Genomic DNA, 17113 nt, shown 5'->3' with positions numbered 1-17113 from the left:
TCTTGTCGCTTTCAGCGACCCGATCCGGGGCGTTTGTTTGTATTCGGTGTTTCGTTTGTGTCTGAAGCTTAGCAACTCTGTTTTCGCTTTGTCAAATCGGCCGTTTCGGACCGTTTCGCTCAGCAGAAACTCGCTTCGCATTCAGTTTTGGTATACCCAGACGCTATCCGAACCGCATTTCTCTTGTCAAATCGGCCTCTTGGAGGAAACCGGCCCAGCAAGGAACTGGAGTTCATTTAGTTCTGGGAAGTTCTATCCGAACCGCCACTCTCTCGTCAAATTCGCGCACAGCGATTCTGATTCGAAAGTTGTAGTTCGGGGGCGGCCACAGACGCTACTCGGTTCGAAACGCGGAGTCAACCCCCGCTCGACCCGGTGTGGCTCGTGCGACTTGGAGAAAGTTACGCACCGCGCGCACAGAAGTCAAATCGCCTGGTCAGCGGCCTGCCGGACGGGTACGGCGACCTCCGGGCCCGGTGCTTTGGCCTGAACGGGCCGCGGCCGGAGCCACAACGTGATCGACCGGAGACCTTCCATCGCCGACACGATCTGCTCGGGGAGCGCGGGCTGCCTGGTCGCGACGGGCACCAGGTCGTACCCCCACATGCGGAACTCCTTGAGCACCGTCACCGGGTCGTCCCCGAATCCCTGCGTCGCCGACGCGGAGAACTCCAGGAACACGTGCGGCCGGTCCTTGCGCAGCAGCCGGACGAGTCCCGCCAAAGCGCGGTGCCCCCGCCCCGGCGCGTCGACCCGGACGACGGAGAGGCTCATGCCGTGGAGTTCGGGCATCTCCTCCAGCTCCTTGTCCAACCGGGTGGCGCGCACGCGCGTCACCTCGGCGGGCGCGTCCTCGGCCACCGGCTCGACGGAGATGCCACCGGTCAGCGCCGGTTCGCCGCGCAACTGGCCCGCGCTCTCCCAGGCGGCCGCCTCGACGACGAGGAGCCGTTCGCCGATGCGGTCGGGCAGGTTCACCTCGACGTTGTGCTTCAGCAGCTCCATCGCACCGGCCGACGGCTCGACCGCGACCACCGCGCCGCTGGTGCCGAGCCTGCTGAGCATGCGCACGGTCTGGTACCCGATGTACGCGCCGACGTCGAGGAAGATGCCGTCCGGCTCGACCAGGGAGTCGATCAGCTCGGACAGCTCCGGCTCCCACACCCCGTTGCTGGAGAGCAGCGGCAGCATGAACGCGTCGTCGGCGGGCAGCCGCAGCAGGCCAACGTCGGTGAGCACCAGCGAACTGCGGACCTCGGGTTCGGTCTCGCTGTGCCGCTCGTGCTCGCGGACGACGACCCGGCGGAGCGCGTCCGCGGTCAACTGGGCCTGGCTGGCGGCCCGGACCCCGGCGTCGAGCCGGTGGTCGCGGTCGCGCAGCACCTCCACGACCTTGGACTCCAGCGCGTCGATCCGGTCCAGTGTGCGGTCCAGCGCGTGGGTCAGCTTGTCCAGCCGGGAGCCGAGCGCCTCGTTCTGCTTCGCGCGCTTGGTCGCCTCCCCCACGACGGCGTCCTCGATCTCGCGCAGCCGCCTGGTCTGGGCGGCCATGTCCGCCCGCGTCCGCACGACGCTGTCGTCGGTGCCCACGAGCTGGTCGTTGAGGTGCGCCTGGCGTTCGGAGACCTGGTCGACCTCGGCGCGCACGACCTCCAGCTCGCCGAAGCCGACGCCCGCCTTGATGTCCTCCTGGCGGCGGACCAGCTCGCTCGCGGTCCGCTCGACCCCGTCGACCAGGGTCGTCAGGACTTCGCGCATGTGGTTGTCGTAGTGGTCGAGCACGCGCAGCACGACCTTGCGCAGCGCGGGGGCCATCGGGATCCGGCTCGCGGACGTGGTGTCCGGCTGCCGCAGCAGCGCGTGCTTCGCCGAGTGCAGGGCGCGCAGCGGGTCGACCGCGGCGGCCGGGTTCGCGGCGGAACGGCGTGCGCGCCAGCCGCGGTAGGCGTGTTCGACGCGTTCGCGGAGCTGGTCGCCGACGCGGGCGAGCGAGCGGGTGTGCAGCAGGTGCTCGCGGCCCGCCGCGCCGATGGCGACGGCGGTCGGCAGGTCGGAGGCGAGGCTGCGGATCAGCTTGGACGCGGCCTGGACGTCCGGTTCGGCTCCGCCCTGGTGGCACGGGACCAGCACGGCGGAGTCCTTGTCGAACAGCTCCGCCACGGCGCCGTGGTCGCTGAGCAGCACCGGGACGCCGCGCACCGCGAGTTCGGCGACGTGCCGCGAGATCCGGTCGCAGGCACCGCCCCGGTGCAGCGTGACGAGGCAGTCGACGGTGTCCGGGAGCGGTTCGTCCTCGACCAGCACGATCCGCGGGTCGGCGGCGGTGGCCAGGCGCAGGCGTTCGGCGGCTTCCGGGTGCTCGGCGGCGCCGGTCACGGAGATCAGCAGCCGCACGTCGCCGCGGTCGGGGAACGCGCCGAGGAACGCCGACACGGCGCCCAGGACGTTGCCCGCGCGGTCGACGGCGTGGTCGGCGAACGCGCCGAAGACCAGGTCGCGGCCTTCCGCGTCGAGCGGTTCGCGTTCACCGGTGTCGCGCACGGGCAGCGGGACGACGCGCACGACCGGGCCGCCGATGCGCTCGGAGGCGGCGCGGGTCGCCTCGGACGGCACCCACAGCTCCTGGGCGGTGTGCCGCTCCTCGTGCGCCCCGGCGTCGATGCCGTAGTCCACGACGAACCGGTCCGCGGGCACGTTCTCCTCGTTGCCCACGCGCACGACCACCGGGTAGCCCGCGGTCGTGGACGTCGGCAGGCCGGACGCTCGGGCGAGGTCCAGGACGAGCGCCGCCACCGGGCCCTCCCCCAGCACGGACACGCCGAGCTGGTCGAGCAGGGCGGGGGCGACCACGGCCGGGCCTGGCACGGCGGGCACGGGCAGGCGCCCGCTCGCGACGCCGACCCCGGCGCACCACTCGCGGAACGCCGTGGCGTGGACGCCGAACGGGTCGGGGAACTGCTTGCGCAGCGCTTCGTCGGCCCGCCAGACCGCGGCGGACCAGCGGGTGCTGCCGCGCAGGTCGGGCACGGGCTCGGCGGCCCAGGCCAGGAACGCCGCGCCGCCGTCCTCGCCGAACGCGGGCGGCGGGGCCTTGCGGCGGCTCGCCTCGCGGTAGTCGACGCGCAGCTCGTCGGGGATCGGGGTGCCGTCGACGAGCGCGCCGAAGCCGTACGGGACGGGCTGCACGGTGTACCCGCGGGTCACCAGCTCCGCGCGGTAGGTCGTGCACAGGTCGGCGAGCAGCGGGTGCTCGGACAGCAGGGTGCGCGGCCGTTCGGCGAAGCCCGCCGACAGCAGCCACGGGCGCTTCGGGTCGAACCCGGCGAAGTGGACCGTCCGCAGCGGCGTGCCGAGGATGGTCATCACGCCGTCCTCGCCGCGCGAGAGCTCGCGGTGGTTGGCGTTCCACACCGACAGGCCGATGGTGGAGTCGCGCAGCACGTGGTGGTTGACCAGCGCGGGAGCGGTGTCGAGGACGGCTTTCGTCGCGTCCGGCGTGCGCCGGAGCTGGGCCGCGAGGTTGTGCAGGAACGGCTCGGCCCCCGGCGCCACGACGAGGAAGCCGGGGTCGAAGACGCCCGTCTCCAGCAGTTCGGCGGGCTCCGGGCGCAGGCCGTCGTCCGGCAGCGGCCGCAGCGCGCGCGGCACGAGCACCAGCGGCCCGCGCTTGACCGCGGCCAGCACCGGCTCGGTGACCGAGTCCAGCACCTGGACCCACGGGTCGAGGTACAGCACCGGCAGGCCCGACGCGAGCAGCGTCTCCAGCAGCCGGGGCCGCAGCACGGCGCAGAGCTGGTCGGCGGTGCACGCCGTCGCCAGCTCGGCCAGTTCACCGGGTTCGACGCCCAGGTCGGCGGGCGTGATCAGCCCCGGCCCCCTGCTGGCCGCCGGGGCGTCCACCACGAGCGCGAGGAACTTCGCGTCCGGGTGCTTGGCCAGGAAGGAGCTGGAGAGCACCTTCACCGCGGGCAGTTCGGCGGCTGTCGCCACCGTGCACGCGATGAGCGCGGTCTCCGGCTCCGGCTCGATCAGGACACCTGCGGACGGAACTTCTGTCACGGTGTGCAAACCTAGCTTTTCCGGGCGTGCGCTGTGGACCACCCACACGGGTTTTTCGCTCACAAGACCGGCAACAGGGAACGCAGCTCGTACGGGGTGACGCTGCGCCGGTACGCGTCCCACTCGGTCCGCTTGTTGCGCAGGAAGAAGTCGTAGACGTGCTCGCCGAGCGCCTCGGGCAGCAGCTCCGAGTTCTCCATCTCGGCCAGCGCCTCCCCCAGGTTCTGCGGCAGGTTCGCGTACCCGGCGGCCCGGCGCTCGCGGTCGGTGAGCGACCACACGTCGTCCTCGGCGGGCGGCGGCAGCTCGTAGCCCTCCTGGATGCCCTTGAGGCCCGCGGCCAGGATCACCGAGTACGCCAGGTACGGGTTGCAGGCCGAGTCGAGCGACCGGATCTCCACCCGGCGCGACGCGGACTTGCCGGGCGAGTACATCGGCACGCGCACGAGCGCGGAGCGGTTCGCGTGTCCCCAGCAGACCGCCGTCGGGGCCTCGCCACCGACGATGAGCCGCTTGTAGGAGTTCACCCACTGGTTCGTCACGCCGGAGATCTCACGGGCGTGCCTGAGCAGGCCCGCGACGAACGCCTTGCCGGTGTCCGAGAGCTGGTACGGGTCCTCGGCGTCGTAGAACGCGTTCCGGTCGCCCTCGAACAGGCTGACGTGCGTGTGCATCCCCGAACCGGGCTGGTCCGAGAACGGCTTCGGCATGAACGAGGCGCGCACCCCCTGGGTGATCGCGACCTCCTTCACCAGGTAGCGGAACGTCATCACGTTGTCCGCCATGGTCAGCGCGTCGGCGTAGCGGAGGTCGATCTCCTGCTGGCCGGGCGCGCCCTCGTGGTGGCTGAACTCGACCGAGATGCCCATGGCCTCCAGCGCCTCGATGGCGTGGCGGCGGAAGTGCGTCGCGGTCTCGTGGCTGGTCTGGTCGAAGAAGCCGCCGTTGTCCGCGGGCTCGGGCACGCTGCCGTCCGCCGGGAGGCTCTTCAGCAGGAAGAACTCGATCTCCGGGTGGACGTAGCAGGTGAAGCCCATCTCGCTGGCCTTCGACAGTGTCCGGCGCAGCACGTGCCTCGGGTCGGCCCACGAGGGCGACCCGTCCGGCATCGTGATGTCGCAGAACATCCGCGCCGAGTAGTTCGTGCCCTCCGGCGTCTGCCACGGCAACACCTGGAACGTGCTCGGATCCGGCTTCGCGACCATGTCGGACTCGAAGACCCGCGCGAAGCCCTCGATCGCGGAACCGTCGAAGCCGATGCCCTCGCTGAAGGCGCCTTCGAGCTCCGCGGGGGCGACCGCGACGGACTTGAGGAAGCCGAGGACGTCGGTGAACCAGAGCCGGACGAACCGGATGTCGCGTTCCTCTAGGGTGCGGAGCACGAACTCCTGCTGGCGGTCCATGTGCGCAGCCTATGTAAAGCCGGTTAAGAGCGCGTTGCGGGGCACTACGATCCACCCATGTCCGCACGTCGTGCCCTGGTGGCGCCCCTGCTCGCACTCGTCACGCTGCTAGCGGCGTGCTCCTCCGGCTCCGGTGAGCCCCTCCCGGACGGCAAGGAGGTGCTCACCAAGTCCGCCGCGACCATGGCCGAGGTCAAGAGCACCCACTTCGTCATCAAGGTCGACGGCTCGCTGCCCCAGTTGGGTGTCCAGGGCGCCGAGGGCGACCTGAACGCCAGCGGTGACGCCAAGGGCAAGGCGAAGACCGACCAGTTCGGCCAGTTGCTGGAGGTCGACTTCGTGCTCGCCAAGGGCGACCTGTACATCAAGGGCCCGACCGGCGGGTTCCAGAAGCTGCCCGGCGTGCTGAAGAGCCAGGTGTACGACCCCACCGCGATCCTCGACCCGAAGCGCGGCGTCGCGGAGGTGCTGCGCAGCGCCAAGGACGTGAAGACCGAGAGCGTCGACGACAAGACGAACGTCGTCTCCGGGACCGTGCCGAAGGACGTCGCCGCGTCGCTCGTGCCGGGCATCACCTCGGACGTGAAGGCCCGCTTCACCATGGACAAGGCCAGCCTGCGGCTCCAGACCGCCCGGTTCGAACTGGACGGCGGCGCGGTCGAAATCACCCTGTCCGAGCTCGACAAGCTCGTCGAAGTCGCTCCGCCGGCGTGAGCGGTCGGAGGCTGGCGATCGGCGCGGGCGCCGCCGCCGTACTGCTGGGCGCGCTCGACGCGTACGTCGTGGTCGGCGTCCTGATCGACATGGTGCGCGACCTCGGCATCCCGGTGAACCACCTGGAGCAGGCCACGCCCGTCGTCACCGGGTACCTGCTCGGGTACGTGGCCGGGATGCCGCTGCTGGGGCAGCTCTCGGACCGGTTCGGGCGGCGGGTCGTGCTGCACGCGTGCCTGGCCGGGTTCGCCCTCGGTTCCGTGGTGACGGCGTTGGCCGACGACCTGCCGCTGCTGGTCGCGGGGCGCGTCGTGCAGGGGCTCGCCGGTGGCGCGCTGCTGCCCGTGACGATGGCGCTGGTGGCCGACCTGTGGGAGTCGTCCCGCCGGTCGACCGCGCTGGGGGTCGTCGGCGCGGCGCAGGAACTGGGGTCCGTGCTGGGGACCCTGTACGGCGTCGGGGTCGCCTCGCTGTTCAACGCGTGGTCGTTCTTCGAGTCCATGGAGCCGCAGAGCTGGCGGTGGGTGTTCTGGGTGAACCTGCCGCTGGCGCTGGTCGCGATGGTGATCGTGCAGCGGACCGTGCCCGCGGGTCGGCGCACGGCCGTGCGGATCGACTTCGTCGGCGGCGGTCTGCTGGCACTCGGGCTCGGGCTGCTCGTCGTCGGGCTCTACAACCCCGACCCGGAGCACGCCGTGCTGCCGCCGTGGGGACTGCCGGTGATCGGGGCGGCCCTCCTCGTGCTGGTGGGGTTCGTGCTGTGGGAGCGGCGGTCGTCCGTGCGACTGCTGGACCCGGCCGGGGTGCGGATGGGCCCGTTCCTGGCGTGCCTCGGGGTCTCGCTGTTCGCCGGGGCGGCGCTGATGGTGACGCTGGTGGACGTCGAGCTGTTCGCGCAGACGCTGCTCGGGCGGGATTCGGCGTCCGCGGCGACGTTGCTGGTGCGGTTCCTGGTGGCGCTGCCCGTCGGGGCGGTGCTGGGCGGCTGGTTGGCCTCGCGGCTCGGGGACCGGTGGGTGTCGTTCGGCGGACTGCTCGTGGCCGCCGTCGGGTACGTGCTGATCGCCCAGTGGCCCGCGGACGTCTCGGCCCTCGTCCTGACCCGCGACCTGGCCGTGGCCGGGCTGGGGCTCGGCGTGGTGATCGCCCCGGTGTCGGCGGCGGTGCTGCGCGTCGTGCCCGCGGAGCAGCACGGGGTCGCGTCGGCCGCCGTGGTGGTGGCGCGGATGACGGGGATGCTGATCGGCGTCGCCGCGCTCACCGCGTGGGGCCTGCACCGGTTCCGGGAACTGACGGCGTCGCTGAACACACCGCTGCCGTTCGGGGTGCCGCCGGAGGAGTACCAGCAGCAACTGGCGGCGTACCAGCGAGGGCTGACCGACGCGCTGCTGACGGAGTACCACGAGATCTTCCTGATCACGGCCGTGCTGTGCGCGGTGGGGGCGGGGTTGTCGTTGCTGATGCCCAGCAGAGATCGGTCACTGTCCGTTCGGTAGCGTTACACAGTGCTACTGACCTATGTGGACGAGTCGTACTCGAAGCAGAGCTACTTCATCGCCGCCCTGCTGTGCCCCGAGAACGAGGCGTTGTCACTGACGCGGGCGCTGGACAGCGTCGTCCAGCAAGTGACCGCCACCTTCGCCGACCTGTCCCTCGAAGCCGAACTCCACGGCTACGACCTGTTCCAGGGAAAACGCGACTGGACACCGCTCACCCGCCAGGTCCGCGCCAGGATCGACGTCTACGGCGACGCGTTCCAGGCCATCGCGGACCACGACGTCCGCATCATCATCCGTGGCGTCGACACACCGAAGCTGTGCGAGCGGTACCGGGGTATCGCCGCCGACCCGCACTCGGTCGTGCTCACCCATCTCCTGGAGCGGGTCGACGAGTACGCCGAGCGCGTTGGCGAACTGGCGCTGGTCATCGCTGACGAGCCTGGTCAACAAGGCCATCAGCTCCAGTACCGGGCGGACCTGCTGAGGTACCGGAAACAAGGGACCTGGGGCTACCGAGGTCGCGTGATCACGAGGATCGTCGACACGCTGCACTTCGCGCCGTCGTCGGCGAGTCGACTGGTGCAGGCGGTCGACTTGGTCGTCTTCATGCACAACCGCATCGAAAGCACCGCGCCGGACACGGACAAACGCGCCATCGCGGTCAACGAGTCCCTGTGGCGCCGAATCGAGAAGCGGATCGAACACCAGTACTGCTGGTACCCCTAGATGCACAAAGGCCCCGCATATGCGGGGCCTAGGGCGGGACGGCAGTTTCCTGCTGCAAGGTCCACAGTAGCAGCTAGTGACGGCTCCAGTGGCACCACGATCGGGTGGTCATGAGCACGTCGTCCCCGCGGGTGGCAGCTTCAGGTTGATCAGGTAGTCGGTGCCCGCGGTGTCGACGCAGCGGTTGCCCTGGAGGTAGACGGTGTGCTGGTTGCCCTGGAACGTGACCAGGCCGCCCGCCAGCGCCTTCGCGAGGTTCACGCCCGCCTCGTACGGGGTGGCGGGGTCGCCGGTGGTGCTGACCACGAGGATCGGGGGGACGCCGTCGGCCTTCGGGGTGTGCGGGGTGGCGGTCGGGGGGACCGGCCAGTAGGCGCACGGGTCTAGTGCGGCGGCCGGGGGGTTGCCGTCGTCCAGGAACGGGGCGGCTTCCTTGTACTTGCGGGCGATGTCGGCAAGTACCGCCTTGTCCGTCTGGCGGGGGTCGTCGACGCACTTGATGGCGGTGAAGGCGTCCGTGATGGAGCTGTACTTGCCCTGCTCGTCGCGGTCGTAGTAGGTGTCGGCCAGCAGCATGAGGGTGCTGGCGCGGTTGTTCCTCAGCTCCGCCAAACCCGCGTTGAGGGGGCTCCACAACTGCTCCGAGTACATGGCCTGGATGGCGCCGGTGATGGCGTCCGTGTACGACAGCTTGCGGCCCTCGACGTCGATCGGCTTCTGGATCAGCGGCAGCGTGAGGTCGCGGAACGCCTTGTTGGCCTGCGCGGGGTCGGTGCCGAGCGCGCAGTCCTTGCGGGCGGCGCACCACGTGCTGAACGCGGTGAACGCCTTCTGGAAACCGGCGCCCTGGGCGACCAGGGAGTCCGCCTCGCTCTGGGTCGGGTCGACGGCGCCGTCGAGGACCAGCGCGCGGACGTTCGCCGGGAACGCCTCGGCGTACTCGGAGCCGATGCGGGTGCCGTAGGAGTAGCCGATGAACGAGAGCTTGGCGTCGCCGAGCGCGGAGCGCAGCACGTCCAGGTCGCGGACGACGTCGCGGGTGCCGACGTTCTCCAGGAACTCGGGGCCGTTGCGCTCGGCGCACTTGTCGGCGTACGCCTTGTTCTCCGCCTCGGTCTGGGCGATGCCCTCCGGGGACGTGTCGACGTCCAGGTCCAGGCGGTCGGCGTCGCGTTCGGGGTCGGTGAGGCACCGGACGCTCGGTTCGCTGGCGCCGACGCCGCGCGGGTCGAAGCCGACGAAGTCGAAGCGGGCGCCGAGGTCGGACCTGCCGACGTCCTTCGCCATCGACGCGGCGGCGGCCATGCCGGAGCCGCCGGGGCCGCCGGGGTTGACCAGCAGTGAGCCGATGCGCTGGTCGGACGACGTGGCGCGCTGGCGGAGGAGGCCGATCTTGATGGTGCGGTCGGTCGGCTTCGCGTAGTCGAGGGGCACCTCGACGCGGGCGCACTCGATGTTCGACTTGTTGCTGAACGCCGACTTGGTGGAGCCGGTCGTGGCGTACGGGGTGCAGTCCTCCCAGCCCAGCGCCTGCCCGTAGAACCTCTCCAGCCCGGCGGGGACGACACCGGCCGGACCCCGCTGTTCTATCTCGGTTCCGGGGGTCGCTCTGCCGGGCATGACCGTCGTGCAGGCGGCCAGGACCGGGAGGGCGAGGAGCAGCAGCAGTTGGCGTCGCACCACCCGATCGTAGGTGTGACACGTCCGCCACAACGCGCGCCAAGGCCGGGCGGCGTGGGAGAAGATGGGTGCATGCCGCAGCTTCGCCTCGCCCTTGCCCAGGTCAACGCCACTGTCGGCGACCTCGCCGGTAACGCCGACCTCGTCGTCGAGTGGACCCGAAAGGCCGCCGAGTCCGGAGCCCACCTCGTGGTCTTCCCCGAGATGGTGCTGACCGGGTACCCGGTCGAGGACCTCGCGCTGCGGGAGTCGTTCGCCATCGCGTCCAAGCAGGCCCTCGAAGGGCTCGCGGTCAGGCTCGGCGAGGCCGGTCTGGGCGAGGTCGCCGCGTTCGTCGGCTACCTGGACCGCGACGAGCACGGCAAGCGCAACGCCGCGGCGGTGCTGCACGGCGGCCGGGTGGTCGCGACGCAGCACAAGCACCACCTGCCGAACTACGGCGTCTTCGACGAGCGCCGCTACTTCACCCCCGGCGACCGGCTGGAGGTCGTGCGGCTGCACGGCCTGGAGGTCGGCCTGGTCATCTGCGAGGACCTCTGGCAGGACGGCGGCCCGATCGCCGCGCTCGGCCAGGCGGGCGTGGACCTCGTGGTCTCGCCGAACGCGTCCCCGTACGAGCGCAACAAGGACGACCTGCGGCTGCCGCTGGTGGCCCGCCGCGCCGCCGAGGCCGGTGCGCCGCTCGCCTACGTGAACCTGGTGGGCGGTCAGGACGAGCTGGTGTTCGACGGCGACACGATGGTCGTGGCCGCGGACGGCTCGCTGATCACCCGCACCCCGCAGTTCGTGGAGCACCTGACCGTCCTGGACCTCGACCTGCCCGGCGGCGCCGCCCGCGCGGACGGTGACGTCGGCGGTTTCACCGTGACCCGCCGGACGCTGTCCGACGAGCCGCTCCCCGGCTACGAGCCGCTGCCCGTGCCGAAGACGGCCGAGCCGCTGTCGAACGAGGCCGAGGTCTGGTACGCGCTGGTCACGGGCCTGCGCGACTACGTGCGGAAGAACGGCTTCAACTCCGTCGTGTTCGGCCTCTCCGGCGGGATCGACTCCGCGGTGGTCGCGGCGCTGGCCGTGGACGCACTGGGCGCCAAGGCCGTGCACGCCGTGTCCATGCCGTCGGTGTACTCGTCGGACCACTCGAAGTCCGACGCCGCCGACCTGGCGCTGCGCACCGGCGTGCACTACACCGAGCAGCCGATCGCGGGCATGGTGGAGGCGTTCGTCGGCCAGCTCGGCCTGACCGGGCTGGCGGAGGAGAACGTCCAGGCCCGCTGCCGCGGCGTGACGCTCATGGGCCTGTCCAACCAGCACGGCCACCTGGTGCTGGCGACCGGCAACAAGACCGAGCTGGCGGTCGGCTACTCGACCATCTACGGCGACGCGGTCGGCGGCTTCGCGCCCATCAAGGACGTCCTCAAGACCCTCGTCTGGGACCTCGCCCGGTGGCGCAACGACGAGGCGGAGAAGCTGGGCGAACAGCCGCCCATCCCGGAGAACTCGATCACCAAGCCCCCGTCGGCCGAACTGCGGCCCGGCCAGGTGGACAGCGACTCCCTGCCGGACTACGAGCTGCTCGACTCCGTGCTGGACGAGTACGTGGACGGCGACAAGGGCTACCACGACCTGCTGGCCGCGGGGTTCGACCACGACCTGATCGACCGCGTGCTGCGGATGGTCGACAAGGCCGAGTACAAGCGCCGCCAGTACCCGCCGGGCACGAAGATCAGCGAGAAGGCGTTCGGCAGGGACCGCAGGCTGCCGATCACCAGCGGCTGGCGCGAGGGCTGACCGGAACCGCGTCGACGTCGGCGAGGTTTTCCGCCCCAGCAGGTATTTCAAAGTGGTCGAAACTGCTCTGAACCACATCGCCCCTCCGTACGTGTCGTAGGGGTATCCCGACGATCACTGCGAAGAGGTCCATCCCGTCATGACCGGCACTGGTGGCGCTGTCCCCGAAGTTGCGACGAAGTTCATCCGGCCCACGCCGCCGGGTGACGGTCCCGGCCAGTCCGGCGTGCCCGCGGGCGACTGGGCGACCGGGCTCTTCAAGAAGTTGGCACCGAGGCCGAGTGGGCAGGAGCCGTTGCGGGTCGACGTGGCCGGTGGTGGGCCGGTCGGGCTCTCGTTCGCCTGCACGTTGCGGGCGATGATGGGTGACCAGGTCGTGGTGCGGGTGTTCGACCGGCGGTGGCGCAGGCAGGGCAACCGGGTGCTGTGGCTGGGGCTGGCCGAGGGCAACCACCGGCGCGAGCAGGTGGTGACGTTGCAGAGCAACGTGTGGTCCACGCTGCCCGAGGCGGTGCAGAAGAAGCTGTTCGTCGAGGGCCGGTTCGCGGAGATGTGGCCGCTCGGCCCGGACTCCCCCGGTGAACGCGGGCGCCCGCGCAACCTCAAGATCCGCTGGATCGAGGACTGCCTGCTGGACATGGCGCAGGACGTCTACGGCATCGAGCTGGTGCCGGAGCCGTACACGCCGCCCGCCGAGTGGGGCGACACGCGGATCCTGGTGATCGCCGACGGCGCGAACTCGCCGACGCGCGAGAAGCTGAAGGAGCACTTCGGCACGTCGGACCGGAACTTCTACTCGGTCGGCGGCGAGCAGCTCGTGGAGACCGTGCTCGGGATCCGGGTGAAGGGCAACTTCCCCGACGAGTTCACGGTTCCGCTGACGGTGAGCCAGAACCGGTTCCTGTTCAACTCGCTGGGCGGCGGGTTCATCAACATGCGGCTGACCGCCGAGGAGGCGTCGGAGATCGTCGCGATCGGCGAGAACAGCCCGGTCGAGTGCATCAGCCGCTACCGCTGCATGATGCTGCCGCGCGGCGACCGGTTCGTCTGCGACCGGCACCGGGCCATCTTCAAGCCGTCCATCGACCGGCTGTCGTTCCTGTGGCCGCGGATCCTCGACGGCGCCCGCTTCTTCGGCGCGAGCCCGCAGGACATCCTCGGCATCACCATGTTCCGGCTGAGCATGACGCAGAACTCCCGGTTCACCGCGCAGCTCAACTCGAAGACGTTCGGCTTCCTGATCGGCGACGCGGCGAACTCGCTGCACTTCTGGCCAGGTCGCGGCCTCAACACCGGCGTGAAGAGCGCGCTGTCGCTGGCGGGCACGCTGCGGTCGCGCTGGCAGGGCAAGCAGTTGCGCTCGTCGGACTTCTCCGCGCACGAGGGCCTGATGCAGCAGCTCCAGTACCGCGAGAAGGCCCGCGCGTGGACCACGATGGTCATGCCGCAGGACGACGGGATGCCGCGCGGCATCGAGGCCCGGATCCGCGACGGCCTGACGACCACGACGGATCGGCAGGCGCTGACCAACGAGCTGTGGTCGCGGATGCGCACCATCAAGAACCGCCTCGGCAGCCGCATGGGCCACATGCCCGCCGACGACTGGTACCTGAGCCGGATCAACGGGTTGCAGACCAAGACGTTGCAGGTGCTGGTGGAGACCGGGTCGTGGATCACCCGCGAGATCGGCGGCGACGAGATCTCCGTCGACGTCGAGTTCCCGGTGCTCGACGCCCCGTCGGTGGTCGCGGAGCCCGTGCCCGCCGCGCCGTCGCGGCCGGTGATGATGCAGATCGACGCCGAGCAGACGGTGCTGAAGCCGATGCGCGACGTGATCGCCGCCCAGCCCGTCGTCGCGCCGACGCCCTAGACCGGAGGCCGTGCCCGGCACCGGTGGGGTTGCCGGGCCCGGCCTGCCGTTACTGGGGGCGGACGAACGGGAACAGGACGCTCTGCCGGATCGTGGTGCCGGTCAACATCATCAGCACCCGGTCCACGCCCATCCCGAGCCCGCCCGTCGGCGGCATCCCGTGCTCCAGGGCGCGGAGGAAGTCCTCGTCCAGCTCCATCGCCTCGACGTCGCCGCTGGCCGCCTTGAGCGACTGCGCCTCCAACCGCCGCCGCTGCTCCAGCGGGTCGGTCAGCTCCGAGTAGGCGGTGCCGATCTCGGCCCCGAAGGCGACGAGGTCCCACCGCTCGGCGAGCCGGGGGTCGTCGCGGTGCTGGCGGGTCAGCGGCGACACCGACGTCGGGAAGTCCGTGTAGAACGTCGGTTCCACCGTGGTGGCCTCGACGAGCTCGTCGTAGGCCTCCTGGAGCAGCGTCCCGTGGTCGGCGTCCTCCGGCACGGCGACACCGCGCGCCGCCAGCAGCGACCGCAGGTGCTCGGCCGGGGTGTCCGGGGTGATCTCCTCGCCCAGCGCGCGCGACACGGCGGTGTGCACGGGCACGATCGGCCAGTCCCCGGAGATGTCGAACTCCGACCCGTCCGGCCGGACGGCGATCTGCTTGCCGTGCGCGGCGAAGGCGCAGTGCTGCACCAGTTCGCGCACCAGGTGCAGCATCGTCGTGTAGTCGGCGTACGCCTGGTACGCCTCCAGCATCGTGAACTCCGGGTTGTGCGTGGCGTCCGCGCCCTCGTTGCGGAAGTTCCGGTTCAGCTCGAACACCCGGTCCACCCCGGCGACGCACAGCCGCTTCAGGTACAGCTCGGGCGCGATCCGCAGGTACATCCGCATGTCGTAGGCGTTGATGTGCGTCACGAACGGCCGGGCGTTGGCGCCGCCGTGCACGGCCTGGAGCATCGGCGTCTCGACCTCGAGGTACGACCGCTCGTGCAGGAACTCCCGGATCCCCCGCACGACGTCGCTGCGCATCCGCAGCAACTGGGCGGAGTCCTGGTTCACCATCAGGTCGAGGTACCGCTGCCGCACCCTGGTCTCCGGGTCCGCGAGGCCCTTCCGCTTGTCCGGCAACGGGTGCAGGCACTTCGCGGTGATCGTCCACTCGTCCACCAGCACGGACAGCTCGCCGCGCCGGGACGTGACCACCTCGCCGTGCACGCCGACGTGGTCACCGAGGTCCACGGTGGACTTCCACGAGCGGAGTTCCGCGTCGCCCAGCCGGTCCCGCTCCAGCATCACCTGGAGTTCGCCGCTGAAGTCCCGCAGCCGCGCGAAGCACAGCCCGCCGACCTCGCGGACGGCGACCACCCGCCCGGTGACCGTGACCCGTTCGCCGGTGTGCTTGTCCGGCGCCAGCTCGCCGAACCGCTCCCGGACCCCGGAGAGCTGCCCGTCGCGGGCGAAGCCGACCGGGTACGGGTCGACGCCCGCCGCGCGCAGCGCCTCCACCTTGGCGATCCGCACCCGCACCTGCTCGGGCCTGCGGCTGGGCTTGAGCACGACCTGCGAGGCCGCGGCCTCGATCTCCGCGACGTAGGTGGCGAACTGGACGGCGTCCGGGTCGTTCACGTCGTCCTGGAGCACCCGGTCCGAGCCGCGTTTGAGCAACGACCTCAAGCTGGGCACGAACCCCTCGGCGATCCCCGCCGCGACGCTCACCCGCGGCAGGTTCCTGGCCTTCGAGTAGCACAGGTACCGGGGCATCCACTCCGGCCCGTACTTCGCGTTCGACCGGTACAGCGATTCGAGCTGGGCGAACCGGGAAGCGATGCCGAGCACCTTGCGCCACAACCGCAGCACGGGCCCGGCACCGATCTTCTCGCCCTCCTCGAACACCGCCCGGAACATCGCGAAGTTCAACGAGATCCGTTGCACGCCAAGGCGTCCGCTGGCCTCGACCAGTTCGGCCACCATGTACTCGTTGAGCCCGTTCTCGGCCATCCGGTCGCGCCGCATGAGGTCGAGCGAGACACCGCGACGGCCCCACGGCACGAACGACAGCAGCCCGCGCAGGGCACCGGCGGCGTCGTAGGCCTCGACCATCACGCACCGGCCGTCGGCCGGATCACCCAGGCGCCCCAACGCCATCGAGAACCCGCGCTCGGTCTCCGCGCCGCGCCAGCGTTCGGCCAGCGACAGGATCGACCCCATCTCGAACGCCGGGATCTCCGAGTGCCGCCGCACCCTCGTCGTGTAGCCCGCGCGGGAGATCCGGCTCACGGCCTGGCGCACGGCCCGCCGCTCCGGACCGGCCAGGGTGAACTCGCGGACGTCCAGCACCGCCTCGTCGCCGATCTCCAACGCCTTGAGCCCGGCCTCGGTGTACACCCGCGCGCCGCGCTCGCTGGCCCCGAGCACGCCGGGGCTCCAGCCGAACTCGCGCGCCTCGGCCAGCCACGCCTGCACGGCCTGCGGCCACGCCTCCTCGTCGCCGATCGGGTCGCCGCTGGCGAGCGTCGTGCCGCCGAGCACCCGGTAGGTCAGCGCCGCGCGGCCGGTCTCGGCGAACACCACGCTCTTGTCGCGACGGGTCGCGAAGTAGCCCAGCGAGTCCGGTTCCCCGTGCGCGGCCAGCAGCCTGCGCACGCCCAACTCCTCGGTGTCGTCGAGCCACCGGCTGGACCGCTCGCCGCGGAAGAAGAAGTACATCGCGTAGATCGCGACCAGCGTCCCGGACAGGCCGAGCACGATGCTCAGCCACTGCGGGCCCTCGCCCACGTCGAGCCGCCGCAGCGGCAGCACCTCGCCGGTCACCTGGTTGGCGGCCCAGATGAACTTCTCGCCCATGTCGACGAGGCTGCCGGGGAAGATCTCCGTGAGACCGAACCCGACCAGGCAGAACAGGACCATCCCGCCGAGGAACCGACCGATCGCCCGCAGCCACGCCCCCGGCGCCAGCCGGGCCGGGAACGCGGGCCGCGCGATCCACAGGAAGCCGATGATCACCAGCGAGGCGACGACCCCGCCGCCGAAGAACCCGCCCAGCTCGGACCAGGTCACGCCCTCCTCGACCATGGAGTCGGGGTCCAGGGCGAACAGCGCGAGCACGGCGGACACCAGCAGCAGGCCCAGCGCCTCGAACACCAGCAGCGTCCACAACGCGGCGCGCTTGCGCCTGCGCAACGCGGCGCCCAGCACGACGAAGACCAGGACGATGAAGAGGTTCGCGTCGACCGGCAGGCCGAGCCAGTACCCGGCCAGCCGGATCAGCCCGGCGACCGCGCTGTCGTCGGGGATGACCAGCAGGACGAGGGAGCCCAGTGCGGCGAGTTGGACGACGGTGGCGACCGTTCCGGCGATGCGCCACTTCCACTTCGGCACGGGCACAACGTCTCCACAG

Annotated in this window: 9 protein-coding genes; 5 read left to right on the top strand and 4 right to left on the bottom strand. The window is 70.7% G+C overall.

Annotation, left to right across the window (positions count from 1 at the left end; genetic code table 11):
• Positions 1-423 precede the first annotated feature (423 nt).
• Positions 424-4059 carry an FkbM family methyltransferase gene (locus NZH93_RS51140; protein WP_259629959.1) on the bottom strand — a complete coding sequence of 1212 codons (3636 nt, stop codon included), beginning with the start codon at positions 4057-4059 and terminating at the stop codon, positions 424-426.
• A 59-nt stretch (positions 4060-4118) separates the two neighbouring features.
• Positions 4119-5462, bottom strand: coding sequence for a glutamine synthetase family protein (locus NZH93_RS47445; RefSeq protein ID WP_259629958.1), 1344 nt, complete (start codon positions 5460-5462; stop codon positions 4119-4121).
• 57 nt (positions 5463-5519) lie between these two features.
• Between NZH93_RS47445 and NZH93_RS47440 the strand changes: the two genes are divergently transcribed.
• Genes NZH93_RS47440 through NZH93_RS47430 form a run of 3 tightly spaced genes read left to right on the top strand, consistent with a single transcriptional unit; the run spans position 5520 to position 8401 of the window.
• Positions 5520-6176, top strand: coding sequence for an LppX_LprAFG lipoprotein (locus NZH93_RS47440; protein ID WP_259629957.1), 657 nt, complete (start codon positions 5520-5522; stop codon positions 6174-6176).
• Positions 6173-7672, top strand: a complete 1500-nt coding sequence (locus NZH93_RS47435; protein ID WP_259629956.1) for an MFS transporter — start codon at positions 6173-6175, stop codon at positions 7670-7672. Before NZH93_RS47440 ends, NZH93_RS47435 begins: the two co-directional genes overlap by 4 nt.
• 9 nt (positions 7673-7681) lie before the next feature.
• Complete coding sequence (locus NZH93_RS47430; protein WP_259629955.1) at positions 7682-8401, top strand: DUF3800 domain-containing protein; 720 nt, start codon at positions 7682-7684, stop codon at positions 8399-8401.
• Between the two features lie 108 nt (positions 8402-8509).
• Here the strand turns inward: NZH93_RS47430 and NZH93_RS47425 are convergent, their stop codons facing one another.
• A complete protein-coding gene (locus NZH93_RS47425; RefSeq protein ID WP_259629954.1) occupies positions 8510-10081 on the bottom strand; it encodes an alpha/beta hydrolase in 1572 nt (523 codons plus the stop codon).
• 72 nt (positions 10082-10153) lie between these two features.
• Between NZH93_RS47425 and NZH93_RS47420 the strand changes: the two genes are divergently transcribed.
• Complete coding sequence (locus NZH93_RS47420) at positions 10154-11869, top strand: NAD+ synthase (protein ID WP_259629953.1); 1716 nt, start codon at positions 10154-10156, stop codon at positions 11867-11869.
• A gap of 139 nt (positions 11870-12008) precedes the next feature.
• Positions 12009-13739, top strand: coding sequence for a hypothetical protein (locus NZH93_RS47415; RefSeq protein ID WP_259629952.1), 1731 nt, complete (start codon positions 12009-12011; stop codon positions 13737-13739).
• Between the two features lie 49 nt (positions 13740-13788).
• On the opposite strand, the gene lysX is transcribed toward NZH93_RS47415, so the two are convergent.
• Positions 13789-17100, bottom strand: coding sequence for a bifunctional lysylphosphatidylglycerol synthetase/lysine--tRNA ligase LysX (gene lysX / locus NZH93_RS47410; RefSeq protein ID WP_259629951.1), 3312 nt, complete (start codon positions 17098-17100; stop codon positions 13789-13791).
• Positions 17101-17113: the final 13 nt, after the last annotated feature.

It is taken from the genome of Umezawaea endophytica, from assembly GCF_025061645.1.
GTDB classification, from domain to species: domain Bacteria; phylum Actinomycetota; class Actinomycetes; order Mycobacteriales; family Pseudonocardiaceae; genus Umezawaea; species Umezawaea endophytica.
The sequence above is the reverse complement of the archived record's forward strand: the minus strand, read 5'-3'. Positions and strand labels throughout refer to the sequence as shown.